Annotated in this window: 18 protein-coding genes; 7 read left to right on the top strand and 11 right to left on the bottom strand. The window is 70.3% G+C overall.

Features of this window, described 5'->3' with window-relative positions; translation table 11 throughout:
- Positions 1 to 49: 49 nt before the first annotated feature.
- Genes C3E78_RS13675 through C3E78_RS13700 form a run of 6 tightly spaced genes read left to right on the top strand, consistent with a single transcriptional unit; the run spans position 50 to position 5,589 of the window.
- Positions 50 to 376, top strand: coding sequence for a Rieske (2Fe-2S) protein (locus C3E78_RS13675; RefSeq protein ID WP_108579271.1), 327 nt, complete (start codon positions 50 to 52; stop codon positions 374 to 376).
- Entirely contained in the window at positions 373 to 1,593 is a 1,221-nt protein-coding gene (locus C3E78_RS13680; protein ID WP_108579273.1) for an NAD(P)/FAD-dependent oxidoreductase, read from the top strand. Before C3E78_RS13675 ends, C3E78_RS13680 begins: the two co-directional genes overlap by 4 nt.
- Entirely contained in the window at positions 1,590 to 3,035 is a 1,446-nt protein-coding gene (locus tag C3E78_RS13685) for an aldehyde dehydrogenase family protein (RefSeq protein WP_108579275.1), read from the top strand. Before C3E78_RS13680 ends, C3E78_RS13685 begins: the two co-directional genes overlap by 4 nt.
- A gap of 10 nt (positions 3,036 to 3,045) precedes the next feature.
- Positions 3,046 to 3,489, top strand: a complete 444-nt coding sequence (locus tag C3E78_RS13690) for a Rieske (2Fe-2S) protein (protein ID WP_199906828.1) — start codon at positions 3,046 to 3,048, stop codon at positions 3,487 to 3,489.
- Positions 3,490 to 3,497: 8 nt separating this feature from the next.
- Positions 3,498 to 5,132, top strand: a complete 1,635-nt coding sequence (locus C3E78_RS13695; RefSeq protein ID WP_108579277.1) for a gamma-glutamyltransferase family protein — start codon at positions 3,498 to 3,500, stop codon at positions 5,130 to 5,132.
- The gene (locus C3E78_RS13700) at positions 5,122 to 5,589 is read left to right on the top strand and encodes a RidA family protein (protein ID WP_168217183.1); all 468 of its coding nucleotides are present in this window, start codon (positions 5,122 to 5,124) and stop codon (positions 5,587 to 5,589) included. The genes C3E78_RS13695 and C3E78_RS13700 overlap by 11 nt, the downstream gene beginning before the upstream one ends.
- A 21-nt stretch (positions 5,590 to 5,610) precedes the next feature.
- On the opposite strand, the gene C3E78_RS13705 is transcribed toward C3E78_RS13700, so the two are convergent.
- The 11 genes from C3E78_RS13705 to C3E78_RS13755 all read right to left on the bottom strand — a co-directional run bounded on the left by C3E78_RS13705 (position 5,611) and on the right by C3E78_RS13755 (position 16,409).
- The gene (locus tag C3E78_RS13705; RefSeq protein ID WP_108579281.1) at positions 5,611 to 6,063 is read right to left on the bottom strand and encodes a GlcG/HbpS family heme-binding protein; all 453 of its coding nucleotides are present in this window, start codon (positions 6,061 to 6,063) and stop codon (positions 5,611 to 5,613) included.
- A gap of 141 nt (positions 6,064 to 6,204) precedes the next feature.
- Entirely contained in the window at positions 6,205 to 7,926 is a 1,722-nt protein-coding gene (locus C3E78_RS13710; protein WP_108579283.1) for a helix-turn-helix domain-containing protein, read from the bottom strand.
- A 136-nt stretch (positions 7,927 to 8,062) separates the two neighbouring features.
- A complete protein-coding gene (locus tag C3E78_RS13715; RefSeq protein ID WP_108579285.1) occupies positions 8,063 to 8,887 on the bottom strand; it encodes a PHP domain-containing protein in 825 nt (274 codons plus the stop codon).
- Positions 8,888 to 8,916: 29 nt separating this feature from the next.
- Positions 8,917 to 9,627 carry a hypothetical protein gene (locus tag C3E78_RS13720; protein WP_108579287.1) on the bottom strand — a complete coding sequence of 237 codons (711 nt, stop codon included), beginning with the start codon at positions 9,625 to 9,627 and terminating at the stop codon, positions 8,917 to 8,919.
- Positions 9,624 to 10,208 (bottom strand): histidine phosphatase family protein, encoded by a 585-nt coding sequence (locus C3E78_RS13725; protein ID WP_108579289.1) that lies wholly within the window; start codon positions 10,206 to 10,208, stop codon positions 9,624 to 9,626. Before C3E78_RS13725 ends, C3E78_RS13720 begins: the two co-directional genes overlap by 4 nt.
- On the bottom strand, positions 10,205 to 11,242 hold the full coding sequence (locus tag C3E78_RS13730; protein WP_108579291.1) for a MaoC family dehydratase: 1,038 nt from the start codon (positions 11,240 to 11,242) through the stop codon (positions 10,205 to 10,207). Before C3E78_RS13730 ends, C3E78_RS13725 begins: the two co-directional genes overlap by 4 nt.
- Before the next feature lie 25 nt (positions 11,243 to 11,267).
- Positions 11,268 to 11,750 carry a YflT domain-containing protein gene (locus tag C3E78_RS13735; protein ID WP_108579293.1) on the bottom strand — a complete coding sequence of 161 codons (483 nt, stop codon included), beginning with the start codon at positions 11,748 to 11,750 and terminating at the stop codon, positions 11,268 to 11,270.
- Positions 11,751 to 11,782: 32 nt separating this feature from the next.
- Positions 11,783 to 12,976 carry an acyl-CoA dehydrogenase family protein gene (locus C3E78_RS13740; protein WP_108579295.1) on the bottom strand — a complete coding sequence of 398 codons (1,194 nt, stop codon included), beginning with the start codon at positions 12,974 to 12,976 and terminating at the stop codon, positions 11,783 to 11,785.
- 98 nt (positions 12,977 to 13,074) lie between these two features.
- Positions 13,075 to 13,944: a DMT family transporter gene (locus C3E78_RS13745; protein WP_108579297.1), complete on the bottom strand. Its 870-nt coding sequence runs from the start codon at positions 13,942 to 13,944 to the stop codon at positions 13,075 to 13,077.
- A 66-nt stretch (positions 13,945 to 14,010) separates the two neighbouring features.
- A complete protein-coding gene (locus C3E78_RS13750; RefSeq protein ID WP_108579299.1) occupies positions 14,011 to 14,940 on the bottom strand; it encodes a TIGR01777 family oxidoreductase in 930 nt (309 codons plus the stop codon).
- 89 nt (positions 14,941 to 15,029) lie between these two features.
- Positions 15,030 to 16,409, bottom strand: coding sequence for a WS/DGAT/MGAT family O-acyltransferase (locus C3E78_RS13755; RefSeq protein WP_108579301.1), 1,380 nt, complete (start codon positions 16,407 to 16,409; stop codon positions 15,030 to 15,032).
- Between the two features lie 123 nt (positions 16,410 to 16,532).
- Here C3E78_RS13755 and C3E78_RS13760 point away from each other — a divergent pair, with 123 nt between their 5' ends.
- The gene (locus C3E78_RS13760; protein WP_108579303.1) at positions 16,533 to 17,579 is read left to right on the top strand and encodes an alpha/beta hydrolase; all 1,047 of its coding nucleotides are present in this window, start codon (positions 16,533 to 16,535) and stop codon (positions 17,577 to 17,579) included.
- Positions 17,580 to 17,583 lie beyond the last annotated feature (4 nt).

Consider the following 17,583-nt stretch of genomic DNA (forward strand, 5'->3'; position numbering starts at 1 on the left):
GCCCGGCTTCTCCCCCAACACGAATCCCCAACCCGGAAGCAGGTCCGTCATGTCCGACTGGCACGCCGTGGCGACCATCAAGGACCTCGCCGCTCGCAAGAAGAAGTCGGTCGAGGTGGCCGGCACCCCTGTCGCGCTGTTCTACATCAATGGTCACGTGTATGCGATGAACGACATCTGCATCCACGAGCAGCGACAGCTCAGCAAGGGCGCACTGCTGTTCGGCAAGGTCATCTGTCCCGGCCACCAGTGGAAGTTCGACCCCGCCACGGGTGAGCCGGAGGACCAGGACGGCTGCCAGCCGACATACCCGGTACGCACCGACGACGACGGCACGATCCACGTGAGCCTGCTGCCCGTGAAGGAGCAAGCATGAACGTCGACAACATCGTCGTGATCGGCGGCGGCCAGGCCGCCGCCGTGGCCATCCGGACCCTTCGCCGGCGCGGGTACGACGGCGCGATCGTCCTCGTCTGTGAGGAGCCGGTCCGGCCCTACCAGCGGCCGCCGCTGTCCAAGGAGTACCTCACGCACGGCGACGAGGAGGGGCTCTTCCTGCTCCCCGAGGACTGGACCGACGCGCAGCGCGTCGAGGTGCGTACGGGGGTCCGCGCCAGCAAGATCAGCGCCGACGACAGGGCGGTCCTGCTCGAGGACGGGACGATACTCCCGGCCGACCGCATCCTGATCGCGACCGGCGGCACCCCCCGCCGGCTCCACGACGCCGAAGGCGAGCGCATCGTCCACCTGCGCACGAAGGCGGACGCGGACGCCCTGCGCTCCCGACTCCAGCCGGGGACCCGGCTCATCGTCGTCGGCGCCGGCTTCATCGGGGCCGAGATCGCCTCGAGCGCCCGGGCGCTCGGCGCCCACGTGACGATCCTCGAGGCCGGGCCGGCACCGCTCCAGAGAGTGCTCGGCACCCGACTGGGTCAGGCCTGCGCGCAGATGCACCACGATGCGGGGGTCGACCTGCGGCTCGACTTCCAGGTGACCGGGTTGGAGGAGGACGGCGACGAGGTCGTGGTCTCCTCCCCCGAAGGCCGCCTCGTCGCCGACGTGGTCGTCGTCGGCATCGGCATCGTCCCGAACGTCGACGTCGCCGTGAGCTCAGGCATCGCGGTCGACAACGGCATCGTCGTGGACGAGCACTGCCGCACCAGCATGCCGCACGTCTACGCTGCGGGCGACGTGGCCAACCACTTCCACCCGCTCTACGGCGAGCACATCCGGGTGGAGCACTTCGACAACGCGAGCAAGCAGGCGTCGGCCGCAGCCAACAACATGATCGGGCGCGAGACGGTCTACGCCGACCCGCACTGGTTCTGGTCGGACCAATACGGGGCGAACCTGCAGTTCGTCGGTCACGCCGACGTCGACGGCGCCGAGCCGATCCTGCGCGGGACGCCCGGCGACGAAACCTGGGGGGCGTTCTTCCTCGACGAGCACCAGCGGCTCACCGCAGCCTTCGCCGTCAACGGCGCCGAGGACATCATGGTCGCCCGCGAGCTGATCGCGGCCCAGGTGCCCGTCGACCCGCGCGTCCTCACGGACCAGACCGCCCCTCTCATGGATCTCCTGGAGCAGATGTGACCCACACCGAGCTGACCACCGCACGCAACTTCGTCGGTGGAGAGTGGGCTGGATCCCGCTCGGACAAGACCTTCGACCGGCACAACCCGGCGCACCTCGACGAGCACGTGGTGACCGCACCGGACTCCACGTCAGCGGACGTCGAGGAAGCGGTCGGTCACGTGTCGGAGAACTATCACGCCTGGGCCGACACGGCCCCGGAGGTGCGCGCGGACGTGCTCATCCGGGCCGCCGACATCCTCGCCCAGCGTGCGGACGACATCGCCGAGGAGCTGGTGCGCGAGGAGGGCAAGACCCTGGCCGAGGCCCGGATGGAGACACGCCGGACGCCCCAGAACCTGCGCTACTACGCGGGTGAGTCGTTGCGCCTCACGGGCTCGACCTACCCGACCGCCGACGGCAGCTGGGTGCTCACGTCCCGCTCCCCCGTTGGCGTGGTCGCGGCGATCACGCCGTGGAACTTCCCGCTCAACATCCCCTCGCGCAAGCTGGGTCCGGCGCTGGCCGCCGGCAACGGGGTCGTATTCAAGCCCAGCGAGGTCACCCCGCTGTCCGGCCAGAGGCTGGTCGAGGCGCTCGTCGAGGCGGGTGTGCCCGGTGGTGCGCTCGCCCTGGTGCACGGCCACGGCGAGGTGGGCCGTGCCATGGTCAGTGACCCCCGCGTCGCCGCGGTGACGTTCACCGGCTCCACCGCCGTGGGAGAGGCTATCCACTCGGCGGTCTCCGTGTCGGTGCGCTGTCAGCTGGAGATGGGCGGGAAGAACGCGTTCGTCGTCCTTGAGGACGCTGACCTCGACAAGGCCGCGGACATCATCGCCAAGGGCGCGTTCGGCCTGAGCGGCCAGGCGTGCACCGGGACGTCGCGGGTGGTGGTGCACGAGTCGGTGGCCGACTGCGTCCTCGACCGCGTCCTGGAGCGCGCCCAGGCCCATGTCGTCGGCGACGGGCTCGTGGCCGGGACAACGATGGGGCCACTTGCCAACCGGGCGCAGTGGGACAAGTACCAGGAGTTCCTGCAGGATCGGTCCGGCGCACGGCTGGAGACGCCGCTGCGCGAGCAGAAGCTGACCGACGGCTACTACGCCCGCCCCGCGATCTTCACCAGCGTCGGCCCCACAGACCGGCTGGCTCAGGAGGAGATCTTCGGGCCTGTCCTGTCGTTCCTCACCGTCGGCTCCTACGACGAGGCCGTCGACGTCGTGAACGGCACGCCCTACGGGCTCTCGGCCGGCATCGCCACCAGGGACATGGGGCGCGCGATGCAGTTCTCCCGCGACGTGGAGGCCGGTGTCGTGAAGGTCAACCAGGCCACGACCGGGATGGCCATGAATGCACCGTTCGGCGGCGTGAAGATGTCCAGCACCCAGACCCACAAGGAGCAGGCCGGCGACACGATGATGCACTTCTACACGACCGACAAGACGATCTACATCTCAGCCTGAGAGGCGCGCCATGACCGACGTCAACCCCACCCCCGACACCCAGAACCACACGCCGCAGTCCTCCGCCGAGACCGCTGACGCCCCGTCGTCCGAGGTGGAGTTCCACCGGGTCGCGCGCTCCGGACAGGTCCCGGAGGGCTACGTCCGCCGGTTCTACGTCAACGAGCTCGAGTGCGCCGTCGCCCGCCTCAACGGCAAGGCCTACGCAACCAGCAACTACTGCACGCACCTCGACTGCCTGCTCAGCAGCGGCAAGCTCGTGGACGACGGTCTCGGCTGCTCCTGCCACGGCAGCGTGTTCGACCTCGAGACCGGAGCCCCGGTCTACCCGCCCGCCACCGAGCCGATCCAGGTCTACCCGGTGCGCGAGGAGAACGGTGAGGTCTTCGTCGGCGTGAGCGAGGCCGACGTGAAGTCCGGCGGCCCCCGCCGTCGCAAGCCGACCGCAGGCTGATCGCGCCCATGAGCCGCTCCACCACAGGAGTCCGACGGGTCGCTCAGGACAAGGTCGAGGTGCTGGGGACGCGAGGGGCCGTGGCCTCGAGCAGCCCCCTCATCTCGTCGTCGGGTGCGCGCGTCCTTGTCGACGGCGGCAACGCGATCGATGCGACCCTCGCCATGGCTGCCACGGCGTGGATGGCCCTTCCCGGCCAGTGCGGCATCGGTGGTGACGCCTTCGTGCTGGTCCGGGAGCCGGACGGAAGGGTGTGGACGCTCAACGGGAGCGGCCTGGGTCCCGACGGTGCGACCACCGAGTTCTACCGCGCCGAGGGACACCACGCGATCCCGCTCTCCGGAGCGCTCGCGGTCGCCGTGCCCGGCGCTCTGGCGGCCGTCCGCGCGTTGCACGCTGCCGGCGCGACCCGGTCGTTGGAGGAGCTGTGGGCGCCTGCGGTCCGCCTGGGGTCCGAGGGTGTCCCGTGCACGCTCAAGACCCGTCTCGACATCACCGAGCACGCGGCGGACCTGGCCCGGGACCCGGGCGCGGCCGCGATGTTCCTGAGGCCTGACGGCGGCGTCCCTGAGGTCGGGCAGCGACTCGCCTTCCGGGAGCTCGCCGACTTCGTCGCCGCCGCGGCGCAGGGGCGGGAAGGGTTCTATGACGGGAGCTTCGGCGACCGCGCGTTGAGCCATCTGACCGGCGCGGGGGCGCGCTTCAGCGGCCGGGAGTGGGCAGCCGGGGCACAGGTGGCGCCCATGGACGCGATCGCGACGCCGTACGGCTCCGCGACGATCCACCAGACACCGGTCCCGAGTGCGGGGTGGATGGTCCTGCAGGCCGCCGCCATCTGCGACGGGATGCTGCGGGACCGCGGGCTGCTGGACGCCGAGTCGGTGCACTGGATGGCAGAGGCGTTCCGCCTCGGCTTCCGCGACCGCCACGCGCGGTGCGGATCGGACAACGACGGCTGGCAGCAGGTCCTCGCCGCAGACGCGATCGGGCAGGCACGCGCCGACATCGCACGCCACCGCGCAAGCAGCTCGGGACCAGCTCACCCAACCGGCGACACCACCTCGACGGTCTGCGTCGACGAAGACGGCCGTGCCGTGAGCTTCATCCACTCGCTGGCGTTCACCTTCGGCTCGCGGGTCACTGTCCCGGGCACCGGAGTCGTGCTCAACAACCGGCTCGGCCGCGGCGCCTACCTGATCGATGGCCATCCCAATGAGGTCAAACCCGGCCGCAAGCCCCTGCACACGCTTAACGCGTGGGCCGTCGACCACCCCACCACGGGCCTGCTGCACGTGGGCAGCTGTCCTGGCGGCGACGGGCAGGTGCAGTGGAACATGCAGGTGATCAGCCACCTCCTCGACCACGGGGTCGACCCGCAGACCGCGGTGTCGCTCCCCCGATTCACCGTCTTCCCCGGCTCGGACGCGGACGTCGTGGACAAGCCTGACGAGCTGCGGTGCGAGACCGGAATCCCCCAGGACACGCTGGACCAGCTGGCGGCGTGGGGACACCCGGTGAAGGTGCTGCCCACCCAGGTGGGCGGCCCTGGCGGCTCGGCCATGGCGATCTCCGTCGACCACGAGAACGGCGTCCTCCGGGCGGGCGCAGACCCACGCATGGAAGGTGTGGCTCTTGCCATCTGATCAGCCCTCGTCTCGCTCTGTCCCCTCGACCGGCGATCTCCCGGGTCCGCCGCGCGCGCAGGGCGCCTACCGCACCGCGACCGCGACCGACCACCTGGTGATGACCGCCGGCATGACACCCCGGGTCGACGGTGTCCTGCGCCACGCCGGTCGGATCGGTGACGACATAACCCTCGACGAGGGACGTGCAGCCGCTGCCCTCGCGGTGTCCAACGCGGTCTCGGCGGTCGCCGAGCTCCTGGGGTCTACGGATGCGATCGGCCGAGCCCTGCGGATGACCGTCTACGTCAACGCCGTCGACGGCTTCACCGATCACAGCCGAGTCGCCGACGGCGCCTCGCAACAGCTGGTGACCCTGCTCGGCGAGGAGCGGGGAGCCGTGGTGCGAAGCGCCGTCGGTGTGGCGTCCCTGCCCGGCGGGGCCTGCGTCGAGGTCGAGCTGACCTGTCTTCGCTGACCCGGCCGGTGGACGGCCCGGTCAGGCCGGCGGGTTGGCCGCGACGTGCTCGGCGAATGCCGCGAGGGCCGCAGCACCGACAGCCTTGTCCTGCTCACCGTTGCCGCCCGAGACACCGACGGCGCCGACGATCTGACCGTCGTGCTCGATCGGGAACCCACCCACGAAGATCGCGAACTTGCCGGGCAGCATGTGGCTGATCCCGAAGGCCTCGTTGCCGGGCAGCGCCGGTCCGTTCGGCGGCTCGTTGAACAGGTGCGTCGCCCTCTCGTGGCCGGCGGCCGTGAACGCCTTGGCGATCGAGATGTCGACGCCTGTCAGCCTGGCGCCCGGAAGACGGTGCAGGGCGATCACCTGGCCGCTCTCATCCACGACGCAGATGGTCTGCTTGACGCCGATCTCCTCGGCCTTGCGCCGGGCTGCCGCGAGGACGGGGAGGGCGTCGTCCAGGGTGATGCGGTAGATCTTGTGCATGTACAGGCGCTCCTGATGATGTCGGGACGGTGCGGGTTCGGTCAGCCTCCACACTGCCGCATCCCCCGAATCCGGCTCTACGGGCATAGTGCCCGAAGATCGGCCTGCTCCCTGTGAGATGTGCACTGAACGATCTGTCGGTCAGGAGGGCGGCGACAGCTCCTCGTCGAGAGCGCCCACCACGTCGTTCAGCGCGGTGATGTGGTGGGCGAGCCAGACCATGAACTGCGCCTCGGTGGTGCGGACGTCCATCTGCAGCGCACGGGAGGCCCTCTCCAGCTTGTAGAGCATCGTGTTGCGGTGCAGGTGCAGTCGACGAGCCGTGGCGTTGAGGTTTCCGGACTCCTCGATGTAGGCGAGCACGAGCTCCTCGAGGTTGCCGCTCTGGCCGTCCATCCGCTTGAGGGGCGTGAGCATCTCGGCGGCGAACGACTGGCCGGCCGCACTGGTGGCCGCCTCCTCGATCGCGGCGAAGACGCGCAGATCCGCGTACGAGCACACCTCGGCGGCGTTCACCCGTCGAGCGAGGCCATCTGCGGTCCGCGCTTCCCGATAGCTCATGGCCACCCCCATCGCGCCGTTGAACGGACGCCCGTACGAGACCCGCACGTCGTCCCACAGGCGCTGCCGCATGGCGCGATGCAGCTGGGTCCCGAAGGTCATGAGCTCCTCGTTGACCCGTCCGGGGTCGCGGTCCGGACCGCGACGCCCCCTCATCTGCCTGACGACGACCACCATCGACCCGATGATCGCCGTCAGCGTGCACAGGTCGTCCGAAGCCACGGACTGGACGGCTCGCTCGGCCTCCCGGCCGATGCGATGCGCGAAGGCGTCCTGGGGGTTGAACGCCGGCGTGGTCACGATGAAGACCGCGAATCGCCCGTCGACGGGCAACCGATAGTGCTCGGCCCGGGCCACGAGCTCGAGCTGATCGGTGAAACGGCCGTGCAGCAGCGTGTGCACGAAGTCGTTGCGGGCGCGCTCCTCTGCCTCGCGGACCGACTGCATGCGCAGGAGCTCGCTGCCGGTCAGACTCACGCCCTGCTCGATCATCACCCGGTGCTGAGCGAGGTCGTGCTGCGGGACGGGATGCCCGGGCTCGACGAGGATGAGCAAGCCGTAGGGAGCACCGGCGATGCGCACGGGCGCGAGAACCGCCTGGATCGTGGAACCGTCGATCTCCATCGTGACGACCTCGACGTCGTGCCCCACGCCCATGCTGTTGGTCCGCGCCGGCGTCGCCAGCAGCTCCACGATGCGGTCGACGGCGGCGGGAGCCAGCCCGGCACGACTGCTCGGGGGCGACGCCTCGGTCAACAGCTCGGCGTTGGTCCCGACGATCAGGACGGTGGTGTCGGACAGCTGTGCCATCGTCTGCGCCAGTGCGGCCAGGCCGCCGCCGCGTGCGAAGACGTCGCCCAGGATGCGGTGCACGCGGATCCCGTACTCCAGCACGTGCGTGTCCTGCGCGAGCACCTTGGTCGCGACCAGCCGACTCGCCTCGCGGAAGGTGACGCGGGAACCGACGGCCAGCAGCGGGACCCCCGTTTCGTCGGCGGCCTGGATCGCGTCGAGGAGATCGTCCTGGTCACGTTCGTCGACGCAGGAGACGACGAGCATGGCGGCGCCGTGCTCGGCGAGCCTGTGGACGATCTCCCCGACGTCCCCAGCGGAGAACTGGCCCAGCGGGAGGTGGACGGCCGCCCCGCTGTACTCGTCCCCCGAGTCGATGGACATCGTCTCAGGCGCAAGGAAGGGGACGCACCAGGCGACCGTGTTGTCGATGCCGGAGCCGCCGCCGACAAGGGCGTTGCGGAAGAGGTCCTCGTCGAGCAGCCGCTCGACCGTGACGCCCACGCTCACCGGCGGTCCATGCCCCGGGCACCTCGCCCGTCCACAGCGCGTGGGACACCTGCGTCTCGAACGTTGTCACCCATGGGCCCACCGTAGCGAACGGCGGGGGCTGCACGGCGCGACGCCGCAAGGCAGTCCCGCGGCGCTATCCGAGCAGCTTCCCGTACTCCTCCGGATCGGTCGTGTGGGCGCCGAGGTGGAACGCCTCGCTCTTGCCGGTGCCGTGATAGTCGCTGGAGCCTGTCGTCACGAGGTCGAGATCGGCGGCGATCCGGCGCAGGCCGCGTCGCGCCTCCTCGTCGTGGTCGTTGTGGTCGACCTCGATGCCGTCGAGACCCGCCTCAGCCAGGGTCTCGAACGCGTCGGCGGTCAGCACCTTGTCGCTGCCTCGCGACCACGGGTGGGCCACGACGGCCTTGCCCCCGGCGGCCTTCAGCAGCCGGACCGCCTCGATCAGAGGCGCGGCGTACCGCTCCACGTGCGCCTTGCCGCCGGAGTTGAGCCAGCCCCGGAACGCCTCGTCGCGGTGAGCGATGTAGCCCTTCGCGACCATGGCGTCGGCGATGTGCGGGCGCCCGGAGGCCGCGGCGTCGACCGACTGCGCGGCGACGTCGGCCATCGTGATGTCGATCCCGTGCTCGGCCAGCCTGGCGAGCATCTGCGGCAGGCGCTGCTCACGCCCGCCCAGCACCCGGTCCAGCTCGGCGAGCAGCGGGACGTCGGTGGGGTCGAACTCGTAGCCGAGCAGGTGCACGCTCTCCCCGTGGAACCAGGTCGAGACCTCGATGCCGCGCACGACGTGGAGGCCGATCGACTCCCCCGCCTCCACCGCGTCGTCCCAACCGGTGGTGGCGTCGTGGTCGGTGAGCGCCACGACGTCCAGGCCTGCCGCCTTGGCGTTGGCGACGAGCTCTGCGGGGCTGTCGGTGCCGTCCGAACGGTTCGAGTGGGTGTGGAGGTCGATGCGCACGGCGTCAGGCTATCGGCTCCGACCGGCGCTCACCCGAGACGACCGATGTACTCCTCGGTGACCTTGCGCGCCAGCGCCTCGGCGTCGCCGGCCCGCTCCTCGGCGTCGAGCACCGACGCGACGACCTGCAGCGTCGTGTTGCCGTTCCAAAGATGCATGGCGACGCGGACGACCGGCCCCGAGTCGGTGTGGCCCTGCGGATTGGTCAGCACCTCCTCGCGCCGCCCGACGTAGCCCTGCCACCCGCCCATCGTCAGGTCGTCGATGGTGCCCACACCCTTCGAGCCGAAGGAGTAGGACGTCTCCGAGGTGTTCTCGCCCTTGGTCGCGAAGTTGCCGACGAAGGGCTCCTCCTTCGCGCGACCCTCTGCCACGGCCCGCTCGGCGGCAGAGGGGTCCTTCCAGGCCTCCGCCGTCACCTGCAGGTCCTCCGGCAGGACGTAGGCGCCGTAACGCTTCTTGACCTGCTCGCCGGTGAGCGACGGCTCGAGCTCCACGCCCACGCTCACCCTGTTCCGGTGCGCCCGGCAGAACGCCTCCCCGGGACACGCGAAGACCTTCTTGTCCCCTCCCGGGACCTGGTTCGTGCGCGGCAGTGCGGCCTCCAGCTCGGCCACGGTGCGGACGGCCGGGGCGATGGTCGTGGCCGCCTTCTTCGGCGTCCCCGCGTCCGAGGACGAGCCGCCGCAGCCCGCGAGCGCCATGAGCACTGCGGCGAGAGCGGCGACGAGGCGGGTCACGGCTGGACGTTCCACCGACGGACCACGGGAGTGCCGCGGTCCACTCCCAGCACCGAGATCGTCGAGGTGTCGAGCGCGAAGTGGCGCCCCTCGGCGACGTCGACCTCCAGCCAGCGGGCCGCCAGCGCCCGCAGGGAGTGGCCGTGCGCGAAGACGAGCGTCTTGCCGTGCGCCGCACGTGCCCGGGCGACGACCCGGTCGAGGCGCTCGGCGACCTCGGCGGCGCTCTCGCCGTTCGGGCTCGGGTGGGACCAGACGGACCAACCGGGCACGGACTCCTGGATCTCCGGCGTCGTCAGGCCCTCGTAGTCTCCGTACGCCCACTCCGCGAGGTCCTCGTCGGGCTCGGCGTCGGGGAAGCCGGCCAGCTCAGCGGTACGCCGCGCGCGCTGGCGCGGGCTGGTCAGCACCTGCGCGAAGTCGAACTCGGCGAGCACCGGCGCGAGCGTCCGCGCACCGGCCTCCCCGACCGGCGTGAGCGGCAGGTCGGTCGTGGAGGTGTGCTGACCGCTGCGGCTCCACTCGGTCTCACCGTGGCGCACCAGCCAGAGCTGGTCCTCGAGGTCGGCCGGCGAGCTCATCGCGGCACGAGCGCCCAGTAGTCGAGGTCCAGCAGGACCCCGGGTGCGTACTTGCCGTCCTCGCCGCGCAGGGTCATGGTCGAGTCACGCCCCTTGGTCGCGACCAGTCGCAGCCGCAGGGCTCCGACGCCGGGCGCGGAGGTGTCGGCCTTGTCCAGCACCTCCGACCACGCGTAGACCGTGTCGCCCGCGAGCGCCGGCGCAGTGTGCGCCCCGGCGTTGATCGCGGCGATGAGCTGGGCGTTGGCCAGGCCGTTGAACGACAGCGCCCGGGCCATCGAGATGATGTGTCCGCCGTACACCAGACGGGTGCCGTCAGGCCGTGCCTCCGTGCTGAAGTGGACCTTCGCGGTGTTCTGCCACAGCCGGGTCGCGAGCATGTGCTCGGGATCGGTCAGGGTCACACCGTCGACGTGGTCGATCGTCTCGCCGACCTCGTAGTCGTCGAAGCGGTGCGTCTCGCCGGCCGCGGCGAAGTCGTACGCGCTGAAGTCGAGTCCCTCGGGGATGACGAGATCGGCGGGGTCGACCGCGGGCGCGAGCTCGGGGACGACCGTCTCCGGCGCGGGGGCAGCGGCGTCACGCTTGTGCACCATGACCCACCGGGCCCAGTCGAGCGCGACCTCCCCACGCTGGTTGGTCGCGGTGGACCGCACGTAGACGACGCCGGTCCTGCCGTTGGAGTTCTCCTTGAGACCGATCACCTCCGAGGAGGTGCGCAGCGTGTCGCCGGGAACGACCGGACGGTGGAACCGGCACTCGGCGTAGCCGAGGTTCGCGACCGCGTTGAGCGAGACGTCCGGGACGGTCTTCCCGAACGCGATGTGGAACGCGATGAGCTCCTCCACCGGGGCCGGGGACAGGCCGACGGACGCGGCGAACTCCGCCGAGGAGGCGACCGCGAACCTCGTCGGGTAGAGCGCGCCGTACATCGCCCGGTCGCCCTCGGTGACGGTGCGGGGCGTCGCGTGCTCGAGCACCTGCCCGACCTTGAAGTCCTCGAAGAAGTTGCCGGCGTTGGTCTTGGTGGTCATTGCGGAGACGCTCCTGGGTGCGGGATCAGGCGAACGGGTTCGCAGTGTTGCCGGGCATCTTGGCGAGCAGCGCCTGGCCGGCGGACAGGTGCTTGTGCTCGACGAGGATCTCGTACTTCGTGGCGACGACCTTCTGGACCGAGCTGAAGTCGCGCTGCCCGCGCGTCGCGGCGTAGCCGAGGCCACCGGAGATCAGGCCGAAGACGATGCCGAACGCGATGCCGCCGAGGATCGTCGCGACGGCCGAGCTGCCCTCGGCGAACAGGCTGAGGACCAGGCCGATGAGCAGCCCGAGCCAGGCGCCGGACGCGGCGCCCGCGGAGAGCACGCGCCCCCAGGTCAGCCGCCCCGTCACCCGCTCGACCTGGCGCAGCTCCGTGCCGACGATCAGCACGTTCTCCACCGGGAAGTCCTCGTCCGACAGGTAGTCGACGGCCTTCTGCGCGTCGGCGTACTTGTCGTAGATCCCGAGGGACTGTGGGTACTCCAGCGAGAAGATCTCGGCCATGGTTGCCTCCAGAGGCGAAGTCGTCGTGAAGGCTACAGCTTGTAGTCCTTCAGGAGTGCTCGGCCGATGATCATCTTCTGGATGTCGGACGTGCCTTCACCAATGAGCATGAACGCGGCCTCGCGGTAGAGGCGCTCGATCTCGTACTCCTTGGAGTAACCGTAGCCGCCATGGATGCGGAACGAGTCCTGCACGACCTCGTTGCAGTACTCCGAGGCGATCATCTTGGCCATGCCGGCCTCGACGTCGTTGCGCTTGCCGGCGTCCTTGAGGCGGGCGGCCTTGACGACCATGGCGTGGGCCGTCTCGACCTTGGTGCCCATCTCGGCCAGGCGGAACAAGATCGCCTGGTGCTGCGCGATGGGCTTGCCGAACGTCTCACGCTGTTGCGCGTACGCGATGCCGAGCTCGAACGCGCGGTTCGCGATGCCGACGGCGCGGGCGCCGACGTTGACGCGACCCACCTCGACGCCGTCCATCATCTGGTAGAAGCCCTTGCCGGGGACGCCGCCGAGGATCTGGTCCGCGGAGCTCTTGTGCTTCTCCAGGATCATCTCGGTCGTGTCGATGCCCTTGTAGCCCATCTTGTCGATCTTGCCCGGGATCGTGATGCCCTGGGCCGTCTCGCCGAAGCCGGCTTCCTTCTCGATCAGGAACGTCGTCATGTTCTTGTAGACGCTGTCCTCGCCCTCGTCGGTCTTGACCAGGACCGCGACGAGCGTGGACGAGCCACCGTTGGTCAGCCACATCTTCTGGCCGGTGATCTCGTAGCCACCGTCGTCGAGCTTGGTCGCCTTGGTCGAGATCGCCGAGACGTCCGAGCCCAGCGACGGCTCGCTCATGGAGAACGCTCCCCGGACCTCCCCGGTGGCCATCTTGGGCAAGTACTTGGCCTTCTGCTCGTCCGTGCCGTGCTGCATCAGCAGGTACGCCACGATGAAGTGCGTGTTGATGACGCCCGAGACGCTCATCCAGCCGCGCGCGATCTCCTCGACCACCAGGGCGTACGTCAGCAGGCTCTCACCCAGTCCACCGAACTCCTCGGGGATCATCAGGCCGAAGATGCCGAGCTCCTTGAGGCCCTCGACGATGTCGGTGGGGTACTCGTCCTTGTGCTCCAGGTCGGTCGCGACCGGGATGATCTCCTTCTCGACGAACTGCCGGACGAGCTTGAGGATCTCCTGCTGATCCTCGGTGAGACCTTCGGTGCTGACCAGACGACCCATCGTGGGGGCTCCCTACGGTTGCTGCGGCGATGACCCGCTGACTGTACCGACAGCGCGGCGCGTCGTCGCGGGGTCGGCCAAGTGACGTGGGCCACCCCTCACTCGGCCAGGACGACCTCCGGCGGCGTGCGCCGCGTGACCACCACGACCAGCCCGACCAGGATGAGTCCCAGGCCGGCGTACACCCCCAGCGGCGGGGTCTGGTCGAGGAAGATGCCGGCCAGCACCGCCGCGCCCGGCACCTCGAGCAGCAACAGGAGGGAGATGAGGCCGGGGCTCATGACCGCCAGCAGGTGGTTGAGGACCGAGTGGCCGAGCAGCTGCGCGCAGATCGTGACCCCGATGATCGCGAGCCACGTGCGTCCGCTGAAGTCGATCATCTCGACCTGCGCCACCAGGGCTCCGACGGCGAGCGCCACCGCGCAGATGCCGTAGCAGGCGAACGTGTAGGCCGAGGTCGAGATGGTCTCGCGCACCCGGCTGCCGGCCATCAGGTACAGCGCCGCGGTCAGACCGCCCAGGAGCGCGAGCAGGTCGCCGATGAGGGCCCGCGCGGACAGTGAGAAGTCGACGCCGGTGATGACGAGCACGCCCACGACCGCCACGCCGATGCCCACCACGACCGCCGGCTTGGCGACGTCCCCCCGCAGACGGTCGATGATCACGACGAAGACGACCTGCATGCTGACCATCGCGGTGGCCGCCGCGACGGACGTCATCTTCAAGGAGCTGCACCACGTCGCGAAGTGCGCCGCGAGCATGAGACCGGCGAAGCCGACCGTCCGCCAGCCGTCGCGGCCGAGACCGGCGAGCTCGTGCCGAACCGGCACCGCGAACGGGGCGACCGCGAGCGTCCCGAGCGCGTTGCGCCAGAACGCGATCGCCAGCGCCGGGGCGGCCGCTCCTGCCATGAGGGGCCCCGATGCCGAGACCCCGAGGATGGCGACGACGGCGAGGAGGGCGTTCACCGGGCCAGTCTGCCGTGCCGCTCCGCGCTCGGCCCGCCGACCACCCCCGGCCCGCACGCGTCGTGATCAGCCGAGCGCGACGGGCAGCAGGCCCCGGGGCGTGCGCCCGGCGATCTCGTCCAGCGCCGACTGCAGGGTCTCGTGCTCGAACACGAAACCGCTGTCCACCAGTGCTCGCGACGCGACCCAGCGACTCTTGAGGACCAGCTCGGCCTCGGTGCGGATGATCCGCGCGCCCATCTCGAGGAGCCACTGCGGCTCCGGAAGACCACGGCGCCGCCCCAACGTCGTACGCACCCGGCGCATCAGCTCGGCGTTCATGACGACCTCGGGCGCCGCGACGTTGACCGGTCCGCTCAGCTCGGGGTGCCCGTGCAGGTGCACGATCGACCGAGCGACGTCCTCCACGTGGACCCAGCTGAAGCGCTGGGCACCGTCGCCCATCCGGCCACCGAAGCCGATGCGCGCCAGGTTGATGAAGGGGTTGATCGCTCCCCCGCCGGCGCCGAGGACGATCGTCATCCGCAGCGCCACCCGGCGCACGGACGTCGGAGCGGCGAACAGCTCGCGCTCCCAGGCGCGCGCGACCTCGACCGAGAGCCCCGAGCCGATCTCACCGTCGACCTCGTCCATCGGCCGGTCACGGGCATCCCGGTAGATCGTCCCGGTGCTGGCGTTGACCCACAACGACGGCGGGCTCGCCGCCGCGGCCACGGCGCGGCCGAGCGCCGCGGTGGTGCCGACGCGCGACCGGAAGATCTCGTCCGTGTTCTGCCTGCTGTAGCGGCAGCTCACCGACCGCCCGGCGAGGTTGAGCACGAGATCGGCGCCGTCCACGGCCCGGACCAGCGCGTCCGGGTCGTCCCAGGTCGCGGTGCTCGCCTCGCCGCGGCCGATCGTCCGCACCGCGACGCCGCGCGCCTCGAGGTGCTCACGGACGTGGGTGCCGACGTACCCCGACGCCCCAGCGATGACTGCGGTCCTGAGATCTCCCATGGCTCCTCCAGATTGAACACGTTCAACAGTGGGTGGACAGCAGCGTAACCCAGTTTTCGAACATGTTCAGTTCTTCGGCGGAACCGGTCTCAGCCCCAGGCGGTCTCCAGCTCCGCGAGCGACGACTCGAGATGGATCAGCAGGCGCTGCAGGTGCGGGACCGAGCGGCGGCAGCCGATGAGCCCGAAGTCGAGGTACCCGTCCCTGCTGGTGAGGGTGATGTTGAGCGCCTGCCCGTCCAGCACGATCGACACGGGGTACATGCCGTCGAGCCGGGCACCATTGAAGTACATCGGCTCCTTGGGCCCCGGCACGTTGGACACGATGACGTTGAACGGGGGATGCGCGTACTTGACGAATCCGGGCACGGGCCCCAGCGCGAGGGGAAGCACCTGGAGTGCCGAGAACGCCAGGATCTGGGTCGGGCTCAGGTCTCCCATGATCTTCTTGGCCTGCCGCGACGAGTAGGCGATCTCCTCCAGCCGACTGGCGCCGTGCTCGCGGTCGGTCGCGAGGTTGACGACGATCGCCCCCGTCGCGTTGCCGGGCGCGGTGTCCTCCTCCCCCGCCGAGCTCGCTCGCAGCGACAGGGACACCGGCACCATCGCCGTCATCGGATCGTCCGGCAGCGCGTGCTGCTCCAGCAGGTACTGGCGCAGGGCGCCCGACACCATCGCGAGCACGACGTCGTTCATCGTCGTCGCCGACGACTTGGCGACCCGCTGGATCCGCTCGATCTCCCACGACTGCGCCGCGAACCGACGGGCACCCCCGACCGGACCGTTCAGCATCGTCTTGGGCGCACGGGGCAGGGTGACGTCGCCGTCCCGCAGGACCTGGGTGCCGATGCGCAGCGACGCCGGGACCAGGCCCGCGATGTCGCCGAGCGCCGCGGCCCCGCCACGCAGCAGCGCCATCGGGTCCAGGCCCTGCTTGGACCCGCCGGCACCCCGGGGCGTGACCGCCCACGGGGGCACGCAGTCGCGGGCGTCGGGATCCTCGCTCAGGGACTTCTGCATGAGCCGGAGTGCCGAGACGCCGTCCAGCATCGAGTGGTGGACCTTGGTGTAGACCGCGATCCGTCCGTCCGCGAGACCCTCCACGACGTGCGCCTCCCACATCGGCCGGTGCCGATCGAGCAGCGTGCCGTGCCATCGGGACGTCAGCTGCAGGAGCTCACGGATGCGGCCCGGTCCCGGTACCGCCGAGTGGCGGACGTGGTAGTCGAAGTCGATCGTGTCGTCGGTCGCCCACCACGTGTTGCCCAGCGTCCCGACCGGCTCGGCCGGTCGCCGGCGGAACAGCGGCGACGCCTGGCCGGGCTCGCGGAACGACGCGACGGTCTCGCGGATGTGGTCAGGACCGGCGTCCTCGGGTGGGACGAACAGCTGCAGCCCGCCGACATGCATCGGCTGGTCCCGCGACTCCGCCAACAGGAACATCGAGTCGGTGGGGGGCATGAACGACATTCGGTCTTCCTTCGGCGAGGGGCACGTACCGGGAGTACGCTAACGCCACCTGTGGCGCACGTCACTGCGTGTGACATATTCATCAGCGGTCGTCGAGCACTCGACGCCGGAGGGAGGACCACGATGGCGCACCTCGCGCTCGCCGCCGAGCCGCAGTTCGTCCGTGGCTCGAGCCTGCAGTCGAAGGTCCTGGGCTTCGGGCTGCGCCACACCGTCCGTCCCCTGCTCGGCATCTGGGCCCACCTCCCGTTCGACGTCTTCCCACCCAACGTGATCGAGCACGCGGCGCGGCTCCTGCCCGTCCATGCGGGCACGATGTGGCGCGCGGTCGATCTCGAGCTGTCGACGAGCGAGTGGCTGCAGGCCAAGGGCGTCGAGGACATCACCGGGGGCAACGAGCGCGCGATCCTGTACTTCCACGGCGGGGCGTTCCTGACCTGCGGCCTGAACACCCACCGCCGGCTGGTCTCCCGCATCTCGTACGCGGCGAAGCAGCCCGTCCTCAACGTCGGCTACCGGCAGATGCCCCACGAGCCCATCACCGAGTCCATCGCCGACGGCGCCGACGGGTTCCGCTGGTTGCTGGCACAGGGCTACGAGCCGGAGAACATCACGATCGCCGGCGACTCGGCCGGCGGCTACCTCGCGTTCAGCGTGGCCCGCGCCGTGATCGACCGGGGGCTCGGGCGTCCTGCCGGCGTCGTCGCACTCTCCCCGCTGCTCGACTTCGATCCCGCGGGGAAGCTGGCCCACCGCAACGCACACCGCTGCCAGACGTTCCCCATGCACGCGGTCGCCAAGCTGACCGACGTGTCCCTGCGGATGGACACCCGTCGCGGGGTCGCCGGCCGGCGCACCGACCCGGTCAACATGCCACTCGCGGACCTCCCCCCGATCCTGATCCACGTGGGGTCCCGCGAGGTGCTGATGGCCGACGCCGAGCTCATGGCCAACCGTCTGGTGTCGGCCGGCGTGCCGTGCGACCTGCAGGTCTGGGAGAAGCAGGTGCACGTGTTCCAGGCCGCCGCCTCGTGGGTGCCCGAGGCCCGCCTCGCCATCGAGGAGATCGGGACGTTCGTGCGTGGGCTCGCCGAGCGCGAGGTCGGCGAGACCGCCCCCACGATGGCCACCACACCAGCACCGAGGTCCGCCCGCGTCGCCCACGCGTGAACCG

Source organism: Aeromicrobium chenweiae, assembly GCF_003065605.1.
GTDB lineage: Bacteria > Actinomycetota > Actinomycetes > Propionibacteriales > Nocardioidaceae > Aeromicrobium > Aeromicrobium chenweiae.

Coding starts and splice junctions, on each gene's coding strand:
- C3E78_RS13735 (WP_108579293.1), bottom strand. CDS start 11,750: ATGGCCGAGATCTTCTCGCTGGAGTACCCACAGTCCCTCGGGATCTAC.
- C3E78_RS13740 (WP_108579295.1), bottom strand. CDS start 12,976: ATGGGTCGTCTGGTCAGCACCGAAGGTCTCACCGAGGATCAGCAGGAG.
- C3E78_RS13675 (WP_108579271.1), top strand. CDS start 50: ATGTCCGACTGGCACGCCGTGGCGACCATCAAGGACCTCGCCGCTCGC.
- C3E78_RS13750 (WP_108579299.1), bottom strand. CDS start 14,940: ATGGGAGATCTCAGGACCGCAGTCATCGCTGGGGCGTCGGGGTACGTC.
- C3E78_RS13690 (WP_199906828.1), top strand. CDS start 3,046: ATGACCGACGTCAACCCCACCCCCGACACCCAGAACCACACGCCGCAG.
- C3E78_RS13705 (WP_108579281.1), bottom strand. CDS start 6,063: ATGCACAAGATCTACCGCATCACCCTGGACGACGCCCTCCCCGTCCTC.
- C3E78_RS13730 (WP_108579291.1), bottom strand. CDS start 11,242: ATGACCACCAAGACCAACGCCGGCAACTTCTTCGAGGACTTCAAGGTC.
- C3E78_RS13695 (WP_108579277.1), top strand. CDS start 3,498: ATGAGCCGCTCCACCACAGGAGTCCGACGGGTCGCTCAGGACAAGGTC.
- C3E78_RS13760 (WP_108579303.1), top strand. CDS start 16,533: ATGGCGCACCTCGCGCTCGCCGCCGAGCCGCAGTTCGTCCGTGGCTCG.
- C3E78_RS13725 (WP_108579289.1), bottom strand. CDS start 10,208: ATGAGCTCGCCGGCCGACCTCGAGGACCAGCTCTGGCTGGTGCGCCAC.
- C3E78_RS13680 (WP_108579273.1), top strand. CDS start 373: ATGAACGTCGACAACATCGTCGTGATCGGCGGCGGCCAGGCCGCCGCC.
- C3E78_RS13755 (WP_108579301.1), bottom strand. CDS start 16,409: ATGTCGTTCATGCCCCCCACCGACTCGATGTTCCTGTTGGCGGAGTCG.